At 64.5% G+C, this 24886-nt stretch carries 24 protein-coding genes and 1 riboswitch; of the genes, 13 read left to right on the top strand and 11 right to left on the bottom strand.

What is annotated here, in order from left to right:
• Nucleotides 1–122 precede the first annotated feature (122 nt).
• Nucleotides 123–1304, top strand: coding sequence for an alkane 1-monooxygenase (locus tag CH278_RS10825; protein WP_094621882.1), 1182 nt, complete (start codon nucleotides 123–125; stop codon nucleotides 1302–1304).
• A 10-nt stretch (nucleotides 1305–1314) separates the two neighbouring features.
• On the opposite strand, the gene CH278_RS10820 is transcribed toward CH278_RS10825, so the two are convergent.
• Nucleotides 1315–2517: an ATP-binding protein gene (locus tag CH278_RS10820; RefSeq protein WP_032367752.1), complete on the bottom strand. Its 1203-nt coding sequence runs from the start codon at nucleotides 2515–2517 to the stop codon at nucleotides 1315–1317.
• A 229-nt stretch (nucleotides 2518–2746) separates the two neighbouring features.
• On the opposite strand from CH278_RS10820, the gene CH278_RS10815 reads away from it, so the two are divergent.
• Complete coding sequence (locus tag CH278_RS10815; RefSeq protein WP_094621881.1) at nucleotides 2747–3214, top strand: 2-isopropylmalate synthase; 468 nt, start codon at nucleotides 2747–2749, stop codon at nucleotides 3212–3214.
• Nucleotides 3215–3349: 135 nt separating this feature from the next.
• Here CH278_RS10815 and CH278_RS10810 read toward each other — a convergent pair whose 3' ends face one another.
• Entirely contained in the window at nucleotides 3350–3865 is a 516-nt protein-coding gene (locus CH278_RS10810; protein WP_094621880.1) for a hypothetical protein, read from the bottom strand.
• Between the two features lie 114 nt (nucleotides 3866–3979).
• On the opposite strand from CH278_RS10810, the gene CH278_RS10805 reads away from it, so the two are divergent.
• The 3 genes from CH278_RS10805 (at nucleotide 3980) to CH278_RS10795 (ending at nucleotide 6885) form a co-directional block, all read left to right on the top strand.
• Complete coding sequence (locus CH278_RS10805; protein WP_063216853.1) at nucleotides 3980–4879, top strand: metal-dependent hydrolase; 900 nt, start codon at nucleotides 3980–3982, stop codon at nucleotides 4877–4879.
• An 83-nt stretch (nucleotides 4880–4962) separates the two neighbouring features.
• Nucleotides 4963–5982, top strand: coding sequence for a PDR/VanB family oxidoreductase (locus tag CH278_RS10800; RefSeq protein WP_256991851.1), 1020 nt, complete (start codon nucleotides 4963–4965; stop codon nucleotides 5980–5982).
• Between the two features lie 12 nt (nucleotides 5983–5994).
• Nucleotides 5995–6885 (top strand): alpha/beta fold hydrolase, encoded by an 891-nt coding sequence (locus CH278_RS10795; protein WP_094621878.1) that lies wholly within the window; start codon nucleotides 5995–5997, stop codon nucleotides 6883–6885.
• 12 nt (nucleotides 6886–6897) lie between these two features.
• Here the strand turns inward: CH278_RS10795 and CH278_RS10790 are convergent, their stop codons facing one another.
• The 5 genes from CH278_RS10790 to CH278_RS10770 all read right to left on the bottom strand — a co-directional run bounded on the left by CH278_RS10790 (nucleotide 6898) and on the right by CH278_RS10770 (nucleotide 12341).
• Nucleotides 6898–8166 carry an LLM class flavin-dependent oxidoreductase gene (locus CH278_RS10790; protein ID WP_094621877.1) on the bottom strand — a complete coding sequence of 423 codons (1269 nt, stop codon included), beginning with the start codon at nucleotides 8164–8166 and terminating at the stop codon, nucleotides 6898–6900.
• A 1-nt stretch (nucleotide 8167) separates the two neighbouring features.
• Complete coding sequence (locus CH278_RS10785; RefSeq protein ID WP_094621876.1) at nucleotides 8168–8929, bottom strand: 3-oxoacyl-ACP reductase; 762 nt, start codon at nucleotides 8927–8929, stop codon at nucleotides 8168–8170.
• 49 nt (nucleotides 8930–8978) lie between these two features.
• Nucleotides 8979–9071: riboswitch (TPP riboswitch) on the bottom strand.
• A 73-nt stretch (nucleotides 9072–9144) separates the two neighbouring features.
• On the bottom strand, nucleotides 9145–10440 hold the full coding sequence (locus CH278_RS10780) for an alpha-amylase family glycosyl hydrolase (RefSeq protein WP_094621875.1): 1296 nt from the start codon (nucleotides 10438–10440) through the stop codon (nucleotides 9145–9147).
• A complete protein-coding gene (locus CH278_RS10775; RefSeq protein WP_094621874.1) occupies nucleotides 10440–11618 on the bottom strand; it encodes an alpha-hydroxy-acid oxidizing protein in 1179 nt (392 codons plus the stop codon). The genes CH278_RS10780 and CH278_RS10775 overlap by 1 nt, the downstream gene beginning before the upstream one ends.
• A 9-nt stretch (nucleotides 11619–11627) precedes the next feature.
• Nucleotides 11628–12341, bottom strand: coding sequence for a type 1 glutamine amidotransferase (locus tag CH278_RS10770; protein ID WP_094621873.1), 714 nt, complete (start codon nucleotides 12339–12341; stop codon nucleotides 11628–11630).
• 48 nt (nucleotides 12342–12389) lie between these two features.
• Here CH278_RS10770 and CH278_RS10765 point away from each other — a divergent pair, with 48 nt between their 5' ends.
• The 3 genes from CH278_RS10765 (at nucleotide 12390) to CH278_RS10750 (ending at nucleotide 15757) form a co-directional block, all read left to right on the top strand.
• Nucleotides 12390–14339, top strand: a complete 1950-nt coding sequence (locus CH278_RS10765; RefSeq protein ID WP_255032303.1) for a helicase-related protein — start codon at nucleotides 12390–12392, stop codon at nucleotides 14337–14339.
• Between the two features lie 93 nt (nucleotides 14340–14432).
• Nucleotides 14433–14588: a DUF6131 family protein gene (locus CH278_RS27450; protein WP_094611554.1), complete on the top strand. Its 156-nt coding sequence runs from the start codon at nucleotides 14433–14435 to the stop codon at nucleotides 14586–14588.
• Between the two features lie 422 nt (nucleotides 14589–15010).
• Entirely contained in the window at nucleotides 15011–15757 is a 747-nt protein-coding gene (locus tag CH278_RS10750; protein ID WP_032373497.1) for a GTP pyrophosphokinase, read from the top strand.
• A 70-nt stretch (nucleotides 15758–15827) separates the two neighbouring features.
• On the opposite strand, the gene CH278_RS10745 is transcribed toward CH278_RS10750, so the two are convergent.
• Nucleotides 15828–17411, bottom strand: a complete 1584-nt coding sequence (locus tag CH278_RS10745) for an MFS transporter (RefSeq protein ID WP_032367742.1) — start codon at nucleotides 17409–17411, stop codon at nucleotides 15828–15830.
• A 117-nt stretch (nucleotides 17412–17528) separates the two neighbouring features.
• On the opposite strand from CH278_RS10745, the gene CH278_RS10740 reads away from it, so the two are divergent.
• A complete protein-coding gene (locus CH278_RS10740; protein WP_032368008.1) occupies nucleotides 17529–18095 on the top strand; it encodes a TetR family transcriptional regulator in 567 nt (188 codons plus the stop codon).
• 162 nt (nucleotides 18096–18257) lie between these two features.
• Here CH278_RS10740 and CH278_RS10735 read toward each other — a convergent pair whose 3' ends face one another.
• Together CH278_RS10735 and CH278_RS10730 are read right to left on the bottom strand one after the other, a co-directional pair.
• A complete protein-coding gene (locus tag CH278_RS10735; protein WP_094621871.1) occupies nucleotides 18258–19280 on the bottom strand; it encodes an NAD-dependent epimerase/dehydratase family protein in 1023 nt (340 codons plus the stop codon).
• A gap of 128 nt (nucleotides 19281–19408) precedes the next feature.
• On the bottom strand, nucleotides 19409–20242 hold the full coding sequence (locus tag CH278_RS10730; protein WP_094621870.1) for a DUF72 domain-containing protein: 834 nt from the start codon (nucleotides 20240–20242) through the stop codon (nucleotides 19409–19411).
• A 34-nt stretch (nucleotides 20243–20276) separates the two neighbouring features.
• Between CH278_RS10730 and CH278_RS10725 the strand changes: the two genes are divergently transcribed.
• The 3 genes from CH278_RS10725 to CH278_RS10715 are packed head-to-tail and all read left to right on the top strand — an operon-like array spanning nucleotide 20277 to nucleotide 23396.
• Entirely contained in the window at nucleotides 20277–20663 is a 387-nt protein-coding gene (locus tag CH278_RS10725; protein ID WP_143536237.1) for a hypothetical protein, read from the top strand.
• A gap of 10 nt (nucleotides 20664–20673) precedes the next feature.
• A complete protein-coding gene (locus CH278_RS10720; protein WP_094621868.1) occupies nucleotides 20674–22218 on the top strand; it encodes a metallophosphoesterase in 1545 nt (514 codons plus the stop codon).
• Between the two features lie 38 nt (nucleotides 22219–22256).
• Nucleotides 22257–23396 (top strand): S1C family serine protease, encoded by a 1140-nt coding sequence (locus tag CH278_RS10715; protein WP_094621867.1) that lies wholly within the window; start codon nucleotides 22257–22259, stop codon nucleotides 23394–23396.
• 10 nt (nucleotides 23397–23406) lie between these two features.
• Here CH278_RS10715 and CH278_RS10710 read toward each other — a convergent pair whose 3' ends face one another.
• The gene (locus CH278_RS10710) at nucleotides 23407–23784 is read right to left on the bottom strand and encodes a VOC family protein (RefSeq protein ID WP_094621866.1); all 378 of its coding nucleotides are present in this window, start codon (nucleotides 23782–23784) and stop codon (nucleotides 23407–23409) included.
• 59 nt (nucleotides 23785–23843) lie between these two features.
• Between CH278_RS10710 and CH278_RS10705 the strand changes: the two genes are divergently transcribed.
• The gene (locus CH278_RS10705) at nucleotides 23844–24821 is read left to right on the top strand and encodes an LLM class F420-dependent oxidoreductase (protein ID WP_032368006.1); all 978 of its coding nucleotides are present in this window, start codon (nucleotides 23844–23846) and stop codon (nucleotides 24819–24821) included.
• The last annotated feature ends 65 nt before the right edge of the window (nucleotides 24822–24886 follow it).

Here is a 24886-nt window from a genome sequence, read left to right as displayed (position 1 = left end):
CGAACCCCACAGATTCGTCTAGGTAACTATCCTCAGAGGCGTGGCGATGTACTTGTGACAGACCACCACCGCATCCCCTCGTACCGCGTGGGCAGCCTCGAAGATCAGGAGTGAGTTCACGCATGCCCGACAAGGACGCCGCAGGGGCCTCGCCGACGTGGCGCGATCCCAAGCGTTATCTCTGGCCGCTCGGCCTGACGATTCCGCTGAGCCCGTTCCTGGCGTGGGGCTTGGTGTCACTCCTCGGACCCGGCGCATTCTGGGCACTCGGGCTGATGATCATGGGCATCGCGCTGCCGTTGGTCGACAAGTTCGCGGGCGTCGATCGCAGCAATCCACCCGACGAGGCTCTCGCAGCACTCGACAAGGACAAGTACTACCGGTGGTGCGTCTACCTCTTCCTCCCGCTGCAGTACGCCGGCCTGGTGGCCGCGTGTTACCTGTGGGCCCACGGCCCACTCGGCACACCGGAGAGGATCGGTCTGGCCGTCACTGTGGGCGTCGTCGGCGGCGTCGGCATCAATGCCGCGCACGAACTGGGGCACAAGCGCGAGAACGTCGAGCGGTGGCTCTCCAAAGTCACTCTGGCGCAGACGCTGTACGGCCACTTCTACGTCGAGCACAACCACGGCCACCATCTGCGCGTCGCCACCCCCGAGGATCCGGCGTCGGCGAAATTCGGTGAATCGTTCTGGAAGTTTCTGCCACGCACGATGATCCACGGTCTGCATTCGGCCTGGGATCTCGAAACCCGTCGACTCGCGCGGTCGGGCTCGTCACCGTGGACGCTGCGCAACAACCTCTTCAACGCGGCCGCGATGAGCATCGTTCTGTTCGGGGCACTGATCTCAGTGTTCGGTTGGATCGTGTTGCCGTACCTACTGATTCAGGCCGCCATCGCCATCGTCCTGTACGAGGCAGCCAACTACCTCGAGCACTATGGCCTGATGCGCACCAGGCGTCCGGACGGTCGCTACGCCAAGCCCTCCCACCGGGACAGCTGGAACAGCGATCACCTGTGGAGCAACCTGTTTCTGTACCACCTGCAACGCCACAGCGACCATCACGCGAATCCGGTACGCCGCTACCAAGCACTACGAACCGTCGACGAGTCTCCGCAACTCCCGGCCGGATACGCGGTGATGATCTTCTGCGCGATGGTCCCGCCCTTGTGGCGCAAGGTGATGGATCAGCGCCTGATGGACTTCTACGACGGCGACCCGAGCCTCGTCAACGTCGACCGCACCGATCGCACCGCGGTCCGTCGCCTCGACAAGCTGAGCGGGGCACGGGCGCAGTCGTAGCGTCGACGCCTCAGACCGCAGCGGGCTCGTCGGTTTGCGCTCTCAGGTAGCGCCCGAAATGCGGCACCGTGAACGCGATCGTGCCGCGCTCGGCCGAGTAGATCAGGCCCTTCTTGATCAAGCCGTCCCGGGCAGGCGACAGTGATGCCGGTTTGCGTTTGAGCTCGGTGGCCACGGCCGAGGTCGGTACCGAACCGTCGTCCACCGACAGTTCGGCCATCGCGCGCATGTATTCGCGTTCGGCGGGCGTCGCGCGTTCGTAGCGCGAACCGAAGAATCCGACGGCCAGTTCCTCCTCAGCCGTCGGAGCGGCAACACGCACGTCCTCGGCGGAAATCGGGCTGTCGGCGGCGAGATCCCAGGTCGCTTTGCCGTAGGCCTGCACGAAGTAGGGGTAGCCATCGGCGGCTGCGTAGAGCGCGTCGAGTGCCTCGGGGGTGAATTCGACGTCCTCGCGGTCGGCCGGCGCGATCAACGCGAGATCTGCTGCGGCTCGCTCGAGCCTGCCGATTCGGTGGTAGCTGAACAGGCGCTCGGAGTAACTCTTGGATGCCGACAACACAGCCGGTAGGTGCGGTAGTCCGGCCCCGACGATGATCAGCGGCGCGGTGTCCTGACTGAGTTCGTGGCAGGCCGCGCACAGTGCGGAGATGTCTGCGGGACCGAGGTCCTGCATCTCGTCGATGAAGATGGCGATACCCACACCTACGTCCCCGGCCAGCGCGGAGGCGTCGAGCAGCAGTTCGACGAGGTCGATCTCGATGTCACCGGAGTCGGCGCGGCCGGTCTTCGCCGGGACGTCGATGCCCGGTTGCCACCGCTCGCGCATCCCCTTGTCCGCGGTGGCGCGCAGCGCGAAGGCCTTGAGGACGCCGAGAAACTCGTCGACGCGTTCGGGGTCTCGATGCGAGGCCGCAATGCCGCGTACCGCCATGTGCAGCGCCGACGACAGGGGCCGGCGCAGTTCCTGGTCGGGGCGAGCCTCGATCTTGCCGGTGCCCCAGCCGCGCGCGATGGCCGCGGATCGGAGGTGGTTCAGCAGCACCGTCTTGCCGACGCCGCGCAGCCCGGTGAGTACGACGCTGCGTTCCGGTCTGCCGCGGGTGATGCGTTCGAGGACGACGTCGAAGGCGTCGAGCTGCTTCTTTCGACCGGCGAGCTCGGGTGGGCGCTGGCCGGCGCCGGGAGCGTAAGGGTTACGCACGGGGTCCATGGGGCCAAAGTTACAACGAATCGTGCAATATATGCGGACATCTAGCTCGTGTCCTAGAGATCCGTATTCGTTCGATACTTGCGGGACGCCCGAGGCCGGGGCTACTGTCGGCTCCGTGAAGCGCATTCTCGTAGTACGCCGCCGTAGCGGGGTCTGATTCGGACCGACCCCTCGCTGCGGGTCGTCGTGCTCTCTCGGTCCTCCCTTCACATTCGCCAGGACCACCCTCATGAATTCACTTGCTTCGACTTTCGCCACAGATCCGTTCCATGCCCGCTTCGGCTGCGCCCTGCCGCGCACGATGCGCGACGAGATCTCCGGGCAACACATGTCGTGGACGGCCTTCGTCGACCGCTTCTCGCCCACCACCGGCCCTCTCCGGCTGGGCTCCTGGTCCGGCACTGGGGCCACCGGAGGCAAGACGTCGTTCGACGCCACCTTCGGCATCTGTGACACCATCTTCGCTTGTGCCGCAACAACATACGGACCGATCGAGGCGTTGACATCGATGCTCCACGACGCCGGATTCCGCATCGAGATCCTCTCGTTCCACCAACAGCGCATCGGCGACGAGACCGCCACCTTCATCCTGGCCGAGCACGACGGTCGCCGCAAATGGTCGATGTCCATCGAGCTCGACGCAACCCTGTCGTCGATCCGGGCCATCATCGCCGGGGCCAATCTGCTGCATCGATAGCCACGTCCGACGCCGCGAACTCGAAGTTGGGGACGAGAATCCGTCGAAAAGTGTCCATAACTTCGAGTTCGTCGTCGGCGTCGGTAGTGCCTTCTACGACTCTCTAGCATCGGCGCAAGAGAGGCGAAGATCTCGCTAGGGCATCTCCACTGTCTGCGCGCGGTGAATCTCGGCGAGTGCGCGGCGCACATACGTCTCGGCGCGGCCTCGCCGAACCGCGAGCAGATCCGCCACCACCAGCAGGGCGTGCGCAGGCCGCGGCCTCGAACGTGATTGTTCGTCGACGTCCGTCACACCCAGCGCGCCGGTGAGCACCTCGACGAATCCGGCGATGTCCAAGCTCGGGAGCCAGTCGGCTCCGCGGACGGTCCGGCCGAGTACTTCCTGGACGTTCTCCCCGGTCAAGCCATCGCTGTATACCTCTTCGAGCAAACTCCGTACCATCTCCGCATGCACGTTCCCGGCCTTGGCCGCGTCCGAGCGGTCCAACAGTTCGACGGCCTCGTCGAACGCGATCGGATCCTGCGCCACGACAGCAGCAAGGGCATCGACTGTGGCGTCCGCGATTCGACGCACATCGACGGGCCACTCGGTGGGCCAGGCCACGGGCACGCTGCTCGGGGGAACAGCCGCTGGGGAGGGGTCAGTCATCGCAGAAGTCTCTCACTGTCCACCGACATGGTTCCTTTTACCTGTAACCGGTGTTTATACTAAGTCGCGCACTGTGGCAGCGGCCACATCGCGGACGTGGAGGAGGTCGACTCGATGAACGAGCGCAACGCCGTCGCATCGGACCCGGGCGAAGTGATGCTGCAGGCCAGGAACGTCAAGTTCGACTGGAGCGATCTGCCGATGCACTGGGTGCCCGGCGATCCGTACACCACGCACGTCCTCAACGTGCTGCATCTACTACTCCCGGCCGGCGAGCACTGGTTCGTCGACACGTTCAAAGAGGCCCTGCCCTACATCGACGACGAGAAGCTGCGCGACGACGTCATCGGCTTCATCGGGCAGGAAGCCGTGCACGCCGAGGCTCATACCGGCGTCCTCGTGCATCTGCAGAACAACGGGCTCGACCCCACTCCGTTCACCGATCAGATGGAATGGGCCTTCGGCAAGGTACTCGGATCGGATTCGGTGACGAGTCTGCGATCGAAGAACAACCTCGTCGAGCGGCTGGCCCTTATCGCGGCCATCGAGCACGTGACGGCGTTCCTCGGTGATTGGGTACTCAATGCCGACGGTCTGGACCGAGCCGGCATCCATCCGACGATGCTCGATCTGCTGCGGTGGCACGGTGCCGAAGAAGTGGAACACCGCTCGGTTGCGTACGACACCCTTCGTTACTTCGACAAGCGCGAGGTACGTCGCCTGCGCACGTTCGTCGTGGTCGTTCCGTTGATGGGGTACATCTGGATGCGCGGCATCATCTTCCTGATGAAGAACGACCCCGAGCTGCAGAGCGCGCCGAAGTCGGTCCGCAAGCCCCGATCGGCCCTGTGGCGCAGGTCTGTTCGCCGCGGCACGCTGCCGGCGCTGACGCACGTCGGCCGCAGTATGTCTCGCTACCTGAAGAAGTCGTATCACCCGAGCCAGGAAGGCTCGACGGCTCAGGCCGTGCGCTACCTGGCGTCGTCCCCGGCCGCGCAGGCTGCGGCGCGGTGAGGCTCTCGACGGGTCGCGTTCCGCGGCTGTTGCCCAAGGACGCGCCACCGGATCTGCGCGGACGCCCTCGCGCCGATCGCTCGATGCAGATGCTCGGAACGTTCCTCAACGGCTACATGCATGCGACTGCCGGCAAGGAGTACGACGACGCGGTAGCCGGCCACAATCCCGATTCCGCGCTGCGGTTGGTGGTCGTCGACCGCGAGATCATCGCCGAGGACGAGAACGTCGCCGCCCTGACCCTCGCCTCGCCGACGGGGGAGCAGCTGCCGACCTGGCATCCCGGCTGCCACCTCGATCTACATCTGCCGTCGGGTCGCCGTCGGCAGTACTCGCTGTGCGGCGATCCGTCCGACCGTAGTTGCTACCGGATCGCTGTGCGCCGAATCCCCACCGGCGCAGGTGGATCCATCGAGATGCATGCACTCGAGCCCGGAACCGAGGTCACCGTACGCGGCCCACGGAACGGCTTTCCCTTCGTCGCCGAGGGCAGCGCGCTGTTCGTCGCCGGCGGCATCGGCATCACCCCCATCATCGCGATGGTCCGTGCCGCACGGATCCTCGGGATGGATTGGCAGTTCGTGTACTGCGGTCGCTCCCGGGACACGATGCCTTTTCTCGACGAGATCGAGAGCTGGGAATCGGACCGCGTGTTGATCCGTACCGACGACGTGCACGGGTACCCCACCGAGGGTGAATTGCTCGAGCGCGCCCCGGCCGGCGGTGCCGTTTACTGCTGCGGACCTACCCCGATGCTCGACGCCGTCCGCCGCGACTTCCGCCAGTGCCCTGCCACCGCATTGCATTTTGAGCGCTTCGGTCCGCCGCCGATCCTCGATGGCACACCGTTCGAGGTGCAGCTGATCAGCAGCGGGGCCGTACTCGACGTCGCAGCCGACGCCTCGGTGCTCACCGCTGTCAAGGAACGCAAGCCCAATATCGCGTACTCGTGCCAACAGGGCTTCTGCGGCACCTGCAAGGTGCGTGTGCTCTCCGGGGAGCCCGAACACCTCGAATCGCGATTGACCCCGGAAGAGCAGCGCGACCACATGCTCATCTGCGTCTCGCGTGCTCGAAGCGCCCGTCTCGTACTCGATCTATAGAACGGAAAGACAGTGAGCAGCAACGCAGTTCGTACGACGGTCGTCAACGAAGGCATTCGGTTGGCGGTGTTCGAGAGCGGTAACCCCGAGGGCGAGCCCATCGTCCTCGTTCACGGGTGGCCCGATACTCACGAACTGTGGAGCCACATCGTGCCGCAACTCGAAGACCGTTTTCGGGTGATCAGCTACGACTCGCGTGGAGCCGGCGAGAGCTCGGTACCTGCCGAGCAGTCGGCGTACAAGTTGGCCCGGTTGGCGGCAGACTTCTATGCCGTGGCAGATGCGGTCAGTCCCGACGCTCCCGTTCACGTACTCGCGCACGACTGGGGTGCCGTCGAGGTCTGGGAGGCCGCAGCCCAGCCCCAGGCCAAGGATCGAATCCGCTCGTACACATCGATTTCGGGGCCGAACCTCGATCACCTCGGTAAGTGGTCGCAGTCGCGCCTGCGTCGTCCCACTCTTGCCGGAATCAAGCAGGTTCTCGCGCAGACCCGAGCGTCCTGGTACACCGTCACCTTCCACATCCCCGGCCTCTCGACACTGCGCATCAAGCGACAGTTCGCCAAGGGCTGGCCGGCATTCCTCCAGGAGTTCTCGGGCGTCGATCCGAAGCTCGTCACCCAGAACCCCACACTGTGGTCGGACGCAACCAACGGCACCAAGCTGTACCGCGCCAACATCATTCCGCTGCTGACCAATCCGCGGGATCGATACATCGACATCCCGGTGCATCTCATCGTCAACACCGAGGACGTCGCGGTGCGGCCGTACCACTACGACGACACCGGCAAGTGGGTGAAGAACCTCACCCGCAACGACATTCCGGCGGGGCATTGGTCGCCGATCTCGCACGCCGACGACATTGCACGATTGACGCGAGAGTTCATCGACACGTTGGATTGAACCCGTACCGGGTCATCCGGACAGATGGCCTCGCAGCGTCGAAGACGTGTATTCGGACCGAAACAGGCCACGCTGCTGCAGAATCGGGACCACGTGCTCGACGAAGTCGGCGAGTGAGTCCGGGTAGCGCGGGCACATCAGGTTGAAGCCGTCGGCACCGCGGCCGATCCACGATTCCATCTCGTCGGCGATGGAATCCGGTGTGCCGATCATCGTGGCGTGCCCGCCACCGGCCGCGAGGGTGCCCAGCAACTGACGCACGGTGGGCCGGTCCTTCTCGATGATGCGCAGGATGGTCTCGTACCGACCCTGCGGTCCCGTGAACTCGGCCGCAGGTGGCAGAGTCGGTACCGGTTCATCGAGTTCCCAAGCAGCACAATCCTGCCCGGTGAACGTCGAGAGCATCGCCAAGGATTGTTCCGTCGGCAGCAAGACGTCCAGTTCGGCCTTCTTCTGGCGAGCCTCCTCCATCGTCGATCCGATGTACGTCACCAAACCCGGCATGATGCCCACTGCCGCACTGTCACGACCTGCTCGATCGATTCTCTCCTTCACGTCCTCGTAATAGCCCTGCGCGGCAACGAGATCGTAGGCGACGGCGTAGATCGCCTCGGCGTACTTCGCCGCCAGGTCGCGGCCCGGTCCCGACGCACCGGCCTGGAACAGGACCGGCCTGCCCTGCGGCGACCGCGGCACCGTCAGCGGGCCGTCGACTCGAAAGTGTTTGCCGTCGTGGTCGATCGAGTGCACCTTGGCCGGGTCGGCGTACACCCCGGTGCGATCGAGCGTCAGGGCATCGGGCTCCCACGAATCCCAGAGTGCCAGTGCAGTATCGACGAACTCTGCTGCCCGTGCGTAGCGCTCCTCCCGAGCCGGTATGGCGTCCATTCCGTGATTGCGTGCTTCGGCGTCGAACATGGAGGTGACGACGTTCCAGCCGGCTCGGCCGCCGCTGATGTGGTCCAACGACGCCAGCATGCGCGCGGCATGGAACGGTGTGTAGAACGTCGACGACACAGTCGTGACCAGACCGATGTGGGTGGTCGCTCTGGCCATGGCCGACAGCGCCGTGATCGGTTCGAGAAACCAGGTTCCTGCGCCGGCCGGGTCGCGAACGGAATGCCCGTCGGCAAAGAACACCGCGTCGAACTTTCCCCGTTCGGCCAGCTGCGCAAGTTCCTCGTAGTACGCGATGTCGCCCAGGTCCTCCACTCGCGAATCGGGATGCCGCCACGCTGCACTGTGATGTCCGCAGCCGTACAGAAAAGCGTTGAGGTGCATGTCAGTTCTTGACCAAACCGCCGTCGACAACGAGGTTCTGACCGGTCACCGACCGCGCCCACGGGGAGGCGAAGAACAGCAGAGCATCGGCGAACTCCTCGGGCGTGGTGACGCGTTGCAGCGGGGTCGAGGCCGCGATGAAGTCGAACACCTCGGCCGGGGTCGCGGCACTGGCATCGGTGGTGCGAAGCAGTCCGCCCGACACCATGTTGACGGTGATGTTGTCCGCGCCCAGGTCCACCGACAACGTGCGCGTCAGTGAGAGCAGGGCGGCCTTGGAGGCGGTGTAGTCGTGGTACGGCACCACCGGATTCTGGAACAAGTTGGTGCCCACGTTGATGATTCGGCCGAAGCCCGCCTCACGCATTCCCGGCAAGGCCGCCTGCGTGGTGAGCAGTGCCGCGCGAACGCTGCCTCGCAGCTGAGCGTCGAACCGCTCCCAGGTGATGGTGTCGGCCTTCGGTCGAGCATCCCCGTCGAACGAGAAATCGGCCAGTGCGTTGTTGACGACGGTGGTGATCGGGGTGCCGAAATGCGCACGGGCCGAGTCGAACACCGAGGCCACCGCGCTCTCGTCGGTCACGTCGCCCTGAACCGCGAATGCACGGTCGCCGAGCCTGTCCGCCAACGCCTCCGCTGCCTCTTCGCTGGTGCGGTAGTCGATCACCACACGTGCGCCCTCACCGGCGAACGCCGCGGCAATCGCTGCTCCCAGCCCGCGTCCACCCCCGGTGACCAACACTGTCTGCTCGTCGAGTCTCATGCGCTCCGCCTCTCGTTCGAGGTCGGGACCGTCGCGAGGGACAGGAAATACCGAAACATCACGACATTCCCTTCGCTGGTCCTAACCAGATCAGGTTCGACGGGTGTGATCTCAGCCCTGACGGGCACCCCGTGTCGCGGTCGACTGTACCTGTAGGTCTCTCTACCGCTTTCTTACGCTCGACGTAGACAGCCGAATACAACCGTATGCAGCGATCAGCCGATGACAGCCCAGCCGTGCGCTGGAACGCTTACCCGTCCGTCGTTCAGGCTCGCTTCTCCGGCCAGTACTTCACTGCCCTGGGCCGGGTAGTCGATCGTGTCGTCGCCGAGATTGAGCGCCACCGTCATCGAATTGCCGTCCGCGTACACGCGGTAGAGCAGCGCGGTGTTGGTGAGCTCGAGCGTCTCGGTGCGCGCGGAGTACAACCACGGATTGCGACGCCGAACTGCGATCAGCTCCTGATGCACTCGGTAGACGGGCCAGCCGTACGGGGCGAGATCCTCGGGGGTGTCGGGGTATTCGGGACGGACCTCGTCGTCACCGCCGACGCGATCTTCCTTGATACCGCGGAACGCCTGCTCGTCGCCGTAGTAGATCATCGGCATACCGCCCACGGTGAACAGAACCACCAACGCGTGCAGCAGATGTCGCTCGTCCTCGATGACGCTGGCGATGCGATTGACGTCATGGTTTCCCACGAACGTGGCGGGCACGAAGGCGTCGAGCCAACCGTTGTGGCGCTCGAGGGCATGCGAGAGCTCGAAGAAATTCTTCTCGCTCAGCCCACTCCAGATCGCCTTCCACAGTTCGTACTGCGTCACCGAGTCCAACGTGGAGGCCGAGACGATCCGGTCGTAGTCACCGTGGATGACTTCGCCCAGAAAGTGTGCGTCCGAATGCTTCTCGCGAACCTTCGGCAGCACCGCGGCCCAGAAACGCGGCGGTACCGCGTAGGCCGCGTCGAGTCGCCAGGCGTCGACGCCGCGGTCCAGCCAATGCGACAGTACGTCCACGACGTACTGCTGCACGTGCGGGCTGTCGTGGTTGAGTGCGACCAATTCGTCGTGGCCCTCGAAGTTGCGGTGCGTCGGCTCGTCCCCGGACCAGTCGAGGTGAAACCACCCCGCGGCCTCGGAGTCCGGGCCCTCGGCCAGAGCCTCACGGAACTTCGGAAAGCTCTGCGCCACATGGTTGAAGACGCCGTCGAACATCACCTTCAGACCGCGGGAATGCGCCGCAGCGATCAGCGAATCGATATCCTCGTCGGTGCCGAGCCGACCGTCGACGTGGTAGTAGTCGACAGTGTCGTAGCCGTGCTTCTCCGACTCGAAGATCGGACCGAGGGCGATGCCCGACGCGCCGAGTTCGAGGGCGTAGTCGAGCCACTTCTCGATTCTGTTCAGCCGGTGCAGATCCGATTGGGATTCACCGTCCCATCCGTGCACCGGCGCACCGGTGAAGCCGAGCGGGTACAGGTGCCACCAGATCGCGTGCTTCGTCCACTCCATCAGGACGCCTCGATCGAGTCGCGACCGAGCTCGCCCGCGCCGGTATGACCGGACAGGCTGGTCACCAAGTCGAATTCGGCCAGTAGGCAACGTAGTACGTGTGCAACACCCTCCTGCCCGCCGAGGGCGAGACCGTACAGGAACGGGCGGCCGAGAAGAACCGCATCGGCACCGAGCGCAAGCGCCTTGGCCATGTCGGCACCGGTGCGCACACCGGAGTCGAACAGGATCGTCAGTTCGTCACCGACCGCATCCACGATGGACGGCAATGCGTCGAGAGACGGCCTGGCACCGTCGATCTGACGACCGCCGTGGTTGGAGACGACGATGCCGTCGACTCCGTGGGCGGCCGCTTCTCGGGCGTCGCCGACGGTGCAGATGCCCTTGAGCACGATCGGGCCGTCCCAATGCTCGCGCAGGAACGCCAGGTTCTTCCACGACAGCCCCGGGTTGGGGAACATGAGCGCCCAATGCATCGCGGCTGCAACGGGATTCTCCTCGACGGGCTGAGCGAGTCCGGCTTGGAACGCCGGATCGCTCAGATAGTTCTCGATGCCGAGGTTCGCCAAGAACGGGAGGTACCCGCGGTCGAGATCGGCGGGCCGCCAGCCCAGCAACGTCGTGTCGAGCGTCAGCACCAACGTGGTGAATCCGGTGTCCTTCGCACGCTGCAGGAAGCTCAGCAGTACCGATTCGTCCGTCGGCCAGTACAACTGATACCAGCGCGGCGCATCTCCGCCCGCCTCGGCGATCTGCTCGAACGAATGCGAGGCCTGCGTCGAATGTATGTACGGCACACCGAGTTCCGCAGCCGCGCGAACCGTCGCGAGTTCACCGTCGGGATGGGCGAGAGTCTGAATGCCCACCGGCGCGATCAGCAGCGGTGCAGGCATGTCGGTGCCGAGCACGGTGCACGCATGATCACGCGAGGCCGAGCTGCGCAGCATCCGCGGCGTGATGGCCCACCTGTCGAAGGCGGCCCGGTTCGCCCGCGCCGTCGAGCCACTGCCCGCGCTGGCGACGATGTAGCCGAGCGCCTCGGGCGAGAGCTTCTCGGCAGCCTGGTCCTCCAGCCTCGCCAGGTTGGTGGTGATCGACGGTGTCTGCTGGGCGAACATTCCGGCGGCGTAGATGCCGAGCTGGTGATCGCTGAAGTTGCTGGGCCTGGCCTCGGTCATCGTTCGACCCTACCGGGGCACCGCCGAGGATCGGGCGAGAAATGCGTCCAGCAGCGCCGAGCACCGCTCACGAGCTGCAGCTTCGGAGTCGGCAATGTCCTGCCTGATCTGGTGCACGTCCACCGCGTGTTCGACGCCGTCGCGGTCCCACGCGGCCGCCCATGCATCGTAGGTGTCGAGGTCGATCTCGGGGTGGAACTGCAACCCGAGGTGCGGGCCGCAGACGAAGGCCTGCTGCGCAGCCGCGTTGCGGGCGATGACCGTGGCCTCCGGCGGCGCGACGAACGTGTCGCCGTGGAATTCCATCCACGGGCCCGAGGCGACGAGCTCGGGATCGGACGTCTCGACGTCGACGAATCCGTACTCGGGGTACTCGGACTTGCGGACGGATCCGCCGAGCACGCGAGCAAGCAACTGGCCGCCGAAGCACACACCCAGAACCGGGACCTGCGCATCGATCGCCTGCTGCACGTACGCGATCTCCGGCGCGAGCCAGGTCAGCGTGTCGTCGTACGCGGCGTCGGGTGAGCCCATGACCACGACCACCTGCGCGTCGGACAGCGTCGGTGGTGCGACATCGGGACTGTGGTCGAAGGAGTGCACGTCCAACAGGAAACCCCTGGTGCGCAATTCGGCGGCGAGGGTGCCGATATCGCGACGCGCCAGGGACGAGTCCCGGTCGTGGACGAGAACTACGGCGCGCGGGTCGTTCGGGTATGTCACAGGGCTCCTTTACGGTGTTCGTGCACACCGTACGACAGACTGGATCCGATGCCACCTCGTAAACGCACTGCCCGATCCACCACTGCCCGCACCGTCAAGGCCGGGCAGAGCAGCGCTGCGCGAAAGTTCGCGGCTGCGAAGAACGGTGAGCCTGCGGCGAAGAAAGCTGCCCCGAAGAAGGCCGCACCTCGCAAGAGAGCAGCCCCGCGCAAGACGTCGCCCCGCAAGTCCGCCGCCCCCGATCTTCGGGTGCCCGATCCCGGCGAGCGCGTCTGGGTGTTGGACGTGCCGTTCGAGGATCGGTCCGCGGCGGGCGCAGCGGGGGCGCGCTGGTACCCCGGACCGCGCGTGTTCGCGTATTACGGAACCGAACTGCCCGAGTACCTGCAGCCGTACGAATCGATGCCGTACAGCCTGCAGCGGTGGCTCGAGGACGACGCGAACGACAGTTGGCGCGACGAAGAGGTGCGCGAACGGGCGATGCAGCCTCGCGACACCCAACTCGAATCGGTCCGACGCCATCTGGCCGCGCTCGACGCCGGCTTCCCGTACTTCGCGCAGATGGATTCGACAGGTCTGGGTAAGACGTTGGCCGTGTGCGAGGCCGTGCGGCAGATGTCGGCCGCCGAGATCGGCACGGTTCTGGTGGTGGCACCCAAGGGTGCGCTGCCGGGGTGGCGTCGCACCATTGCAGACAGCGAGGCCGACATCGAACCGTCCGACCGCAAGCGTTGGTTGCTGATCACCTATCAGTCCACCAAGAAACTGCTGTCGGTTCCCCCCGAGACCGATCTGGGCAAACGTAAACGGACGCAGAACAAGCGGACCATCTCGCTGGGAGAGCTGCGGTTCGACATCGACGTGGTGATCGCCGACGAGTCGCATGCGTTGATGAACATCGAGTCGCAGCAGTCGCAAATTCTGTGGCGATATCAGGAGGCGGCCCGATCCGTCGTGTGGATGTCTGCCACTCCCGGCTATCAGCCGCTGCATTTCGCGTACATGGCCCGTGCCGTGGAACGCAGCCGCGGCGTCGAGATCCTCGGTGACGACGAGTATCTCGGCTATGCCGTGACGATGAAGTGGGCGGAGTTCCTCATCGAGTCCGGCTTCGCCGTCAAGGCAGGGAAGGCGACGACGGGGTTGACCACGTGGCGGTGGGAGCCCGAGGACGCGACGACGCGAGCCCGCGACATCGCTTCGGTGCACGGCTGGCTCTCGGGAGGTGCTGTGCCGTGGTCGATTTCACGACCGTCGCCGCCGACTCCGCGGGAGCCCCTCGGCCAGGAACTCACGGCCGCGCAGAAGCGGCTGTACAACTCGGCGTGGGTGGACTACCGCAAGGAAGTCGGCCTGCCGATCTGGAAGGCCGTCGGCGGAAAGCGAGTGCTGCAGAAGAACCCGAGTACCCGTGCGGCGACGCTGCGATTTCGCCAGAAGTGCTCGTACCTGCGCATTCCCGCGTCTGCGGATCAAGTCCGGACGTGGGTCAAGGCAGGCAATCAGGTGTTCGTCTCGATGTTCTACCGCGAGTCGGTCGCTGCTCTGGCCCAGACACTTCGAGACGAGGGGCTCGAGGTCGCCGTGGTCGACGGGAGCATGAGCAGTCCCGAACAGGAGGCGTCGATCCGCCGTTTTCAGACCGGCGACGCGTCGGTCATCGTCTCGACCACCACGAGCGCGATCAACCTGCACACCAACGAGTTACTGCTCCCGGAGGGGACGGTCTCCACACTCGCACCGCGCGTGACGCTGATTCACGATCCTCGGTGGACACCCATCGACATCAGGCAGATCGAGGGCCGCGCCAACCGCATCGACAAGGACCACAACCACACCACGTCGACCTGCTACTACGGCTACGCCGAGGGCACCGTCGAGGAGGAGATGGTGCTCACCGGGATCGAGCGCATCGCGGATCTGGGATCGATCGTGGGGCAGGCGGATCTGATCGATCCGGAGGCTTTCCTCGCGGCGAAAGTGGATGCCGGAAAATAGCGACAATTGTAAGCAATCGTCCACGCGCCCGAGTAGGTTCGGTCCCATCGACAATTCGTCGATAGTGGGCTCACTTTGGCACCAGGAGTAGTCATGATCGTTCTCGGAATCATCCTCGCCCTCATCGGCTATTTCGCCGGCATTTCAATTTTGACGACTATCGGCATCATTCTGGTGGTCGTCGGCGCGGTTCTGACGTTGCTCGGTTCGATGGGGCGCGCAGTCGGTGGCCGCAAGACGTGGTTTTGACATCCGCATTAGAACATACGTTCGATTTCTGTTAGTCTGAGCGGGCCCCCGGAGTTGGCGATGCGGCCAGCGGAGCCACTTCGGGCGGTCCATATCGGGCGGTAGGCAGTGTCGAAGGCGGTTGCGCGCGATGGCATCCGAAGAGCGCGACACCGACCCGGTTGCCGGGTCGCTCTACCGCGTCGGCGATCGGTGGGCAGAACGAGCACCTACTCACTGCACCAACGGCCATCCGCTTGTCGCCGGTTCGGTACTGGTGGGTTCGCGTGCTTGCTCGTGTGAGCGGGGGCATCACCGTACCCATCAGTGCCAGAGGTGCAATCTCGTGCGGTTCACCCCAGAACTCGGTGCCACGTGCAGCGACGCCAGCTTCGATTCTCGCGCGGCGCGGTCACGTCCGGCGATCGTGGACAATCGGGGGCATGAGCAACAGTGACGCCGTCGTCGACCTGGTGCAGCTGAGGCACGATTTCACCCGCTTCATGATGAGTTACAAGTTCGGAATCGACGAACTGATCACCAAGATCAACATCCTGAAGCAGGAATTCACTCACATCCACCGCTACAGCCCCATCGAGCATGTCTCGTCGCGACTCAAGACGCCCGAGAGCATCGTCGACAAGGCTCAGCGCAAGAAGTGCGCACTGACGCTCGACGCCATTCGCGAGAACATCTTCGACGTCGCAGGTGTCCGCATCACGTGCAGCTTCATCTCCGACACCTACCGCATCGCGGACATGCTCAGTAGTCAGACCGACGTTCGAGTCGTCGAGGTCAAGGATTACATCGCGAACCCGAAAGCCAACGGCTACAAGAGTTTGCACCTCATCGTCGAAATTCCGGTGTTCATGTCCGATCGCGTCCAACCGGTCTTGGTCGAACTCCAGATCCGCACGATTGCCATGGATTTCTGGGCGAGCCTCGAGCACAAGATCTTCTACAAGTACCGCGGCCAGATTCCGCCCACCCTGTTGGCGGAACTGACCGAGGCCGCCGAGACGGCCAACACGCTGGACGAGAAGATGGAAAGCCTGCACGACGAGGTGGAGGAACTGAACGGCGATTCCGACAACTCCATCACTCTCGGCGCGATGCCTCCGATGGCATTGCCTCCCGAGCTGCTGCACATGTTGCTCACCGCGCAGGCCGAAGCAATCGACCCGGACTGACGATGCCTTCGAAAAACGTCAACCCCGCTGCTCGACGGCTGAGCAGCGGGGTTGTCGGTTCGTGCCTGCGTTATCCGATATGTACCGGGGTGTCGCCGACGGGCAGGTCGTCTTTCTTCGCGCGGACGAGCAGCAACACGACCGGGCTCACCAGCGCGACGAGGATCGCGGCGGTACCGAATGCCCAGGCGTAGCCGGAGACCTCGGCCGAGAACGCATGGTCGATAGTCGCGAGCACGAAGTTGCGGATCGGCTCCGGCAGCGCGGCCAACATCTCGTCGCTGGGCACTTCCTGTCCGGCGAGAGCTTCCGCGGGAACTCCGGCGGGCGGAGTCGGTGCCGGATTCTCGGCCAGGTATGAGGTCTTGGACGAGGTGTAGACGGTGGTGAACACCGCAGCACCGAGTGCGCCGCCGACCTGCAGGGTGGCGTTGATCAGCGCCGATGCGGCACCTGCGTCGTGATCGGGAACGCCGATCAGAGCGACGTTCTGCATCGGAACCATCAGCAGACCGAGGCCGAGACCGAGAAGTACGACGCCCGGCAGGACGTGCGTGAAGTACGAGGTGTCGACGCCGATCTGGGTCAGCAGCAGCAGGCCGACTGCGGACACGACCGGACCGACGGCCATCAGCGGCTTGGGTCCGATCTTCGGCACGAGCGCAGAAGCGAGCGCGGCCGTGATCAGGATGCCGCCGGTCATCGGCAGCGACGCGACGCCGGCGATGACCGGGCTCATCTCCAGCACGATCTGGAAGTAGAACGTGAGGTACAACGTGCCACCGAGCAGGGCAGCGCCGATGACGGCCGAGCCGATGTACGCGGCACCGCGGTCACGGTCGAGCAACACACTCAAGGGGAGTAGCGGGTTGGCGGACTTGGACTCGACGACGACGAACGCGGCCAGCAGAGCGAGGCCGAGCGCGATGAACGAGATGGTGGGTACCGTCGCCCAGCCGTCTTCGGCCTCGGTGAAGCCGTAGACCAGCGATGCCAGACCGAGAGCGACGAGGATCGCGCCGGGCAGGTCGTAGCGGGTGTCTCCGTGAGCCTTGCTCTCCTTCACCAGAGGCACCGCTGCAGCGATGGCGAACACTGCGACCGGGATGTTGACCAGCAGGCACCAGCGCCAGTTCGCGTATTCGGTGAGCACTCCGCCGAGGAGCAGGCCGACCGCTGCGCCGCCACCGGCAATGGCGCCGAAGACGCCGAACGCTTTGGCGCGTTCCTTGGTGTCGGTGAACGTCACCGTCAGGATGGCCAGTGCTGCCGGGGCGAGCAGCGCAGCGAACACACCCTGGCCGGCGCGCGCGATGAACAGCTGCCAGCCTTCCTGAGCGAGTCCGCCGATAGCGGAGGCAACGGCGAAGCCTGCCATGCCGACGATGAACGAGCGCTTGCGTCCCCAGTAGTCGGCGATGCGTCCGCCGAGCAGCAGCAGTGCGCCGAACGACAACGCGTAGGCGGTGATGACCCAGGCGCGGCTGCTGTCGCTTATGCCCAGGTCCAGCTGAGCCTGCGGCAGCGCAATGTTGACGATCGTGCCGTCGAGCACGATCGTGAGCTGCGTGATAGCGACGATGCACAGCACCAGCCATCGGCGTTCGTAGTTCGGATTCAGATCCGGCGCTTCGCGCTCGGAGTGCTGCGACATGCTTGTACCCCACTCGTACTCGTTGATTCTGGGCACGAAAAATGTCCCGAGCGAAAAGGTAGGCGACCCAGAACCAATAGTCAAACGAACTAGTTGGTTGGGGGTATGGTGACCGCCATGAAACCTGACGCCAGTGCGACCCGCGCCCGCATCGTCGTCGCCGCCCGAGACGAGTTCTCGGTACACGGGCTGGCCGGGGCCCGCGTCGATCGGATCGCGGCCGCGGCCAAGGCCAGCAAGGAACGTCTGTACGCGTACTTCGGGGACAAAGAAGCGCTGTTCCGGGCCGTCGTCGAGGATGGGTTCGCGCGGTTCATCGACGAAGTGCCCTTCGCCGTCGACGACCTCGGCGGATACGCAGCGCGCGAATACCTGCACCTCGCTGCGCATCCCGAGGAGCACCGCCTCCTGCTGTGGACTCAGCTTCAGGGCGGTATGGCGACCTCGGGCACCGACGACATCCACTCTGTCATCGCCGAGCGACACAGGGCCATGGCCGACGCCCAGCGAGACGGACTGATCTCCGACGCCTTCACCGTCGAGGATCTGATCACCATGATGTTCGGCATCACCTCGGCGTGGATGACCGCGCCGAGCCCGCACTGCGAGCCTGCCGACGACGCCGAAATTCAGCGTCGGGCGTCGAAAATCGAAGCCGCCGTGCGTCGACTCTGCGCTCCGTAGCGCTGTCTATCGTTATCTAGCTTTGATGCAAGAGTGCGGAATACTGGGGTAGCGGCCCCCATTTCCGCAAACGCGCGCGCGTCTGCCAGACGCGCACAAAGTAGACACCGATCACGTCGCTATGCTGCGCGCATCTGGCAAGTGCGCTCGCGTCTGCTCACGTCACCAACCCTCCGCCCGTCTCGCATTCGCCAGTATTGCCGCCTCACGATCGGCCGAGAGTCCGACGGTCGGCCGGTCACCTCTCGTGGGTGCCACACCGCCGACGGACTGCAGCCACATCCACGTGTCCGTGACGGTCTCCTCGATCGGCCGTGCTCGAAGCCCTGCCGCCATTGCCTTCGATACGTCGGACGCGTGCAAAGAATCATGATCTGCACCAGGCGGTATCCAAATCGGTAGCTCGGTCCATGGCTGTACGCCGGCAGCGCTGAGCACTTCCGGTTCCACCCAACACAGCCGAGCGTCGGACCGGGTTGCCGTGATACATGCCTGCAGCACCTCGCCCATCGTCGTGTGCCCGGGCCGACTCACCACGTCGTACGGACCCCCGAGCCCACGGGCCGCCGCATCGAGACTCCACCCAACGAGATCGCGCGCGTCGATGTATTGAAGCGGGAGGTCGGCGGGGCCGGGTGCCACCACGCCACTTGCACGCCTGTTCGGGTCACTCCGCAGGCTCCTCTCCTGCTCGATCCTGTTCAACCACCAGGGCAGACGGCCGATGTTCTCGTAGGGTCCGAGGATCAGTCCGGCCCGAACCAGCAGTGCTCGATCGCCCAACGCTTCGACGACCGCTCGTTCACCAGCAGCCTTCTGTCGGGCATAGTCGGTGCCGAATCCCGTTACGAGCGGCGATGTTTCGTTTGCGCCGACGGTCGGTGCGTCGTAGACGGATCTGCTCGAAACGTAGACGTAGCTCTGCACTCGATCCGACAATTGTGCAGCGGACCGTTCGATGGCAGTCGGATCCGAGGACCACGTATCGAACACCGTGTCCCAGTGTTGCTCACGTAGCGCCTGGAGTCCGTCGGCGTCGAGTCGATCTCCGCGCAGAGCAGTGACTCGCTCGTTCGGCGGGGAAGTCCCGCGGTTGAGCACAGTGACATCCCATTCGAGCGCAAGGGCATGCTCGACGGCTGTTCGCCCCACGAAATCGCTGCCGCCGAGCACCAGAAGTTTCATGGGTTCAGTGTGCAGGGCGACGTGAAGTGACTCGGTCCGATCAGGATGGTTGGAGCTCTGCTGACAGCAGAGACGCACAATAGCTCTCTATAGGCAACTCTTCCCCTCGGGCTAGAAAGCGGAATAAATTACTGACCGACGCGCTCGATGAGTTTCATGGCGTCGAAGGGTGCGTAGCCCTTGATGTCGTTGTCGAAGTACACGAAGACGTCCCGGCCCGCCGACGTCCACTCGGAGATCTTGGTGGCCCATCGATCGAGAGCGTCGTCGGTGTAGCCGCTGGCGTACAACTCTTCGTCTCCGTGCAGTCGGGCATACATGAAATCCGCTGTGGGGGTGTCGATGTACGGGTACTTTCCGGCGGTGTCGGCAACCACGATCGCAATATCGTTCTCGCGCAACAGTTCCACTGCCTCGTCGGAGGCGAAGCTTGCATGTCTGGCCTCGATACAGTGCCGCAGTGGCCGAGACGACTCAGCCGGCAACAGCACTCGGTCCTCGGCCAATTTGTCGTCCCGCGACTCCGCCAGAGTTACTGCAGCAGAAACAGTTCTGGGCAACAGGGCGCAGAAGTCCGTCATCTTCTGCGCGTCGAACTCAAGATTGGGTGGGAGCTGCCACAAGAATGGCCCCAGCTTGTCACCGAGGGTGAGGACCCCGGTGGCGAAGAAGTTCGCCAATGCCGACTCGACGCCGACAAGCCGCTTGATGTGCGTGACGTACCGCCCAGCCTTGATGGAGAACACGAAGTCGTCGGGAGTCTCGTCGTGCCACTTGGTGAAGCTCGACGGCTTCTGCATCGCGTAGAACGTGCCGTTGATCTCGATCGACGTCAGGTGCTCGGACGCGTACCCGAGCTCCTTGCGATGCGCGAGACCGCTCGGATAGAAATCCCCTCGCCACGGCGCGTACGTCCAGCCGGAGATACCGATCAGAACCCGAGGGCGATGCTGCGCGGACATGAGCCGACTGTAGACGGGCAGTAGCGTCGGACTCGTGCGATCAGACCCTCGACACGTCCGGATTTTGACGTACCTCTTCGCCGCAGTCTTCGCCTACGGCACAGCGGTTCACTTGGTGCAGCTGGCCGGCGGCGGGGAGAACCCCTACCCGGGCACACCCGCGGTGATCGTGTGGTTCTTCGTTGTGCTCGTCGTCCTCGATCCGCTTGCGGCGGTTCTCATCGCACAGCGCAGACGGATCGGGCTGCTGATCGGTTCCACAACATTGGTGGTCGATGCCGTGGCCAATGCCGTCGTGAACTACCCGCTGCACGGCCCGTCCGAGGGTGTGACGGCAGGCCGTATCGGCCAGGCTGTGGTCACCGCCCTAGCAGTGACCCTCGTCTTTGCAACTCCGCGGCTCTGGCGCTGGTATCGGTAGCCTCGATGGCATGAAGCGCCCATCGGCATTCGGCTCCCTGGCGCTGACCTGTGTGCTGCTCGCGCTCACCGGTGCCGATGCGGCTGCCGAGCGCCGCGACCACCCGACGCCTCGCCAGGCGGCTGCAGTACCGGGGATCGGGTTGACGACGGTGCCCGCGGCGATCACCACGTCCATGGTCGCGGGTGTCGCAGACGCACCGAATCCGCCGACTCACGAGGTCGGGGTCGAGTCGTCGACGACGGAGATGCGTACCTCGGGGTGGGACGAATACCCCTACCTCCGATACACCGCGACGTTCGCGCCGGGTACGGACACGGCGACGCTGACGTGGTCCGGCAGATCGGTGAACACCAACGATCTGGCGTTGCATGTGTGGGACGAGTCGGGCAACACGTGGGGTCCGGCCATTGCGACGGCCGACCCGGTCGCGCCCGGCGGTCAGGTGGAATTGAGTGCCGAGATCTCCACCGAGAGAGGCACTGTCGAAGTACTGGTCATCGACAACCCGCGTGCGGATCGTTCTTTCGCCGAGACCAACGCCACCCCCGACAGGGCTTTCGCCGACGCCGATACCTACGATTTCGCTCTTCAACACATCACCGACACGCAGTACATAGCCCGCGACGATCCCGGTGTGTATTCGGAGATGACGCAGTGGACCGCCGACAACGCCGACGAGCTGAAGATCGACTACAGCATGCACACCGGCGACCTGATTCAGAGCTGGATCAGCCCGGGGCGGCCGGATACTCAAGCGCGCAAGGAGTTCGAGGCCGCCAGCGAATCGATGCAGATCCTCGAGGATGCCGGCATCGCCCACGGCGTTCTGCCCGGTAACCACGACAACATCTGGAACGTCGCAGGCAAATTGGTCCCTGGAGAGCACGAGAAGAACCACGCGCTCTACAACGAGTACTTCGGCCCTCAGCGTTATCGGGATCAACCCTATTGGGGCGGTTCGTTCACCGACGAGGACAATTCGGCGCACTACGACCTGGTCGACATCGCGGGTGCCAGGTTCTTGATGCTGTACATCGGCTACAACCCGCCGGAGAAGGTCATGCAGTGGGCCGAACGAGTTCTCGACGAGAACCCCGACCGCAATGTCGTCATCGGCACGCACTACTACCTCGACGAACTCGGCGAGAAGAAACTGATGGGGTTCGGCGACATCGGGTCGAGCTCCGGCCAACAGATCTGGAATCGACTGGTCGTTCCACACGAGACCGTCTTCCTCGTCCTGTCCGGGCACGTCGACGGCCAGGTCGCGGTCGTCGACGAGCACGTGGGAGAGACCGACCGCACCGTCGTGCAACTGCTGGCCGACTACCAGTACTTCGAGGTCGACGGCGAACGCAGCACCGGCTTCCAACGCCTGCTCCAGTTCGACGTCGACGGTGGCTCGATGGCCGTCACCACCCATTCGCCGTCACTCGACGCGTTCGACGTCGAGAGCTACGACATCAAGAATCGATACGGCCCCGAAGACGGCGAATTCGTCACCGACTTCACGTTGCGCGCCGACGTTCCCCGAGCGGTGATCGCAGACTGACTGGCACGGTGCTCGGCATCGGACCATAATCGATTTTCATGCAGTCGGGTGGGCGAGCGTGGGTACTGACGCTGGTCGCCGCCGGTGTCTGGTTCCTCGCCACGCCGCTGAGTCCCGGAGTGCTGAGTCCCGGAGTGCTGAGTCCCGGAATTGTAGGCACCGACGTCCAGCTGCAGGCCCCCGAGGTCACGTCCATCCCCGTCGTCGAGCCGCCCCCGCTCACTCTCGAGGACCTCTCGGCGCGAGTGAACCCCACCGTCGTCACGATCTCGGCCACGGCCGGCTACTCCGGCGTCGCAGGTACCGGCTTCGTCGTCGCCCCGGACGGCCTGGTGCTCACCAACTTTCACGTCGTCGAAAACGCGACCGAGATCAGCGCGGTGCACATGGGCAACGGACTGATCTACGACGCCACCGTGCTCGGTTACGACAAATCTCGTGACCTGGCGGTCATGCAGTTGATTTCCGCGGCCGACCTGCCGGTGGTCGAGTTCGCTCCGGACTCACCTCCCGAGGTAGGGGATGCGGTCACTGCCGTCGGGAATGCTGCTGGCGCAGGTGTTCTGGTGCCTGCCCCGGGTGCGGTGACGGCTCTGGACCAGCAGGTGCGTACCCGTAGTTCGGTGGACAGTTCGCGGAACACTCTGGATCGGATGATTCGAGTCGATGCCGATGTGCGAGCGGGTGATTCGGGTGGCCCACTGTTCGATGCCTGGGGTCGTGTGGTGGGCGTCAATACAGCGGGGCTCTCGGACGAGGCGCGCACCGGCTCCGAGAGCAGGCCTCCGCAGGCACCCGAGGCGTATGCGGTTCCGATCTCGGAGGCTGCTGCCGTGCTCGATCAGGTCGTCGCGGGGCAGTCCGGCGGGACGGTTCATGTGGGCCGGACCCCGTACTTCGGGGTGTCGGTGCGAGATGTGTCCGTGTTCGACAACAAGCCGGCGATGGGTGCCGAGGTGGTGACGGTGGCTACCGATTCTCCGGCCTCGGCAATCGGACTGTCCGGCGACGATGTGATCGTCGCCTTCGACGGTGCCGGTGTCGGTTCGTCGTCGGATCTGGCCCAGGCCCTCATCGGACGGCACCCCGGTGATGTCGCCGTGGTCGAGTGGGTCGATCCTCAGGGCGTACGACGTTCCGCGACAACGGCTTTGGCGGAAGGGACTCCGGCTGCCTGAGCGGTCGAGTTCAGTCCTGCAGCACCGACAACACGTTGCCCGCCGGATCGGTGAACCAGGCGATGAGCGGTCCGCCGTGCCGGAAGATCCCCTTCTCGTCGGTGCCCATGTCCGGATACTGTTGGAACACCACCCCTTTGGCGATCAATGCATCGACTGCGGCCTCGATGTCGACCACCGGGAAGTTGAGGATGGTGTACTGCGCCGGCACGTGACCGGGCCGGGGATAGATCAGTACGGTCGCCGCTCCCAGGTGAAGTTCGAGCATCCCCATCTCGTTCTCGGTCACCTCGAGACCGAGGGTGTCCGCGTAGAACGTGCGAGCTGCCGGCAGGTCGTCGACGGCGAATCCGGAGAACGGTGCTCGGGCCAGATCGATGGTGGTCATGGACGAATTATCGCGCTCTCCCACGTGCTGCGGGCCGATATCCGAGTAGCGTGGCTCCCGTGACTATTCGCCTCGGTTACCAGATGCCCAACTTCAGCTACGACGGTTCGGTCGCGGAACTCTTTCCCCAGGTCATCGCGCAGGCGCGCGAGGCCGAAGCGGCCGGGTTCGACACTGCATTCGTGATGGATCACTTCTACCAACTCCCCGGAATCGGAAAGCCCGACGAGCCGATGCTCGAGGCCTACTCCGCCCTGTCGGCGCTCGCGACGGCCACCGACACCATCCAGCTCTCCGCCTTGGTCACCGGCAACACGTATCGCAACCCGGCGATCCTGGCCAAGACCGTCACCACGCTCGACGTCGTCAGCGGCGGCCGGGCCATTCTCGGTATCGGTGCCGGCTGGTACGAACTCGAGCATCAGAGCTTCGGACTCGAATTCGGTACGTTCACCGACCGATTCGAGCGCCTCGACGAGGCCCTGCAGATCATCGAACCCATGCTCCGCGGCCAGCGTCCCACGTTCGACGGCCTGTGGTACCAGGTCGAGAACGCGATGAACGAGCCCCGCATCCGCGATGATCTGCCGATCATGTTGGGTGGTGGCGGCGAGAAGAAGACCTTCGGCCTGGCCGCACAGTTCGCCGATCACCTCAACATCATCTGCGACGCAAACGAACTGCCCCGCAAGATGGCAGCCGTTCAGGCCCGTTGCGAGGAAGTCGACCGCGATCCGAAGGATCTCGAGACGAGCTTCCTCGCCTTCGTCATCATCGACGAGGACGGTGACAAGGCCAAGGAGTTGCAGCGGGAGTTCGTGCTGAAGCAGGGCCTCGATCTGACGAATCTCTCCGAGGAGGACGCAGCGAAGGCCACCGACCGCCACTTCTGCGGAACGCCCGACGATGTCGCCGAGCAGGTGCAGAAGCGCGTCCTCGATCAAGGCATCGACGGCGTCATCATCAACCTGATCACCAACGGACACCAGCCCGGTGCCGTCGAATTGGCGGGCAAGGCTCTGAAGCCGCTCGTCTAGATTTTCTCCAGCAGTAGCCGCGGGGGTGCGAGCGGTGGCATAGTTCCCCCGTGGCTCAGCTGAGG

This window comes from Rhodococcus sp. 05-2254-5 (assembly GCF_002258575.1).
Classification (GTDB): domain Bacteria; phylum Actinomycetota; class Actinomycetes; order Mycobacteriales; family Mycobacteriaceae; genus Rhodococcoides; species Rhodococcoides fascians.
This window is presented reverse-complemented; position numbering and strand designations above follow the sequence as displayed.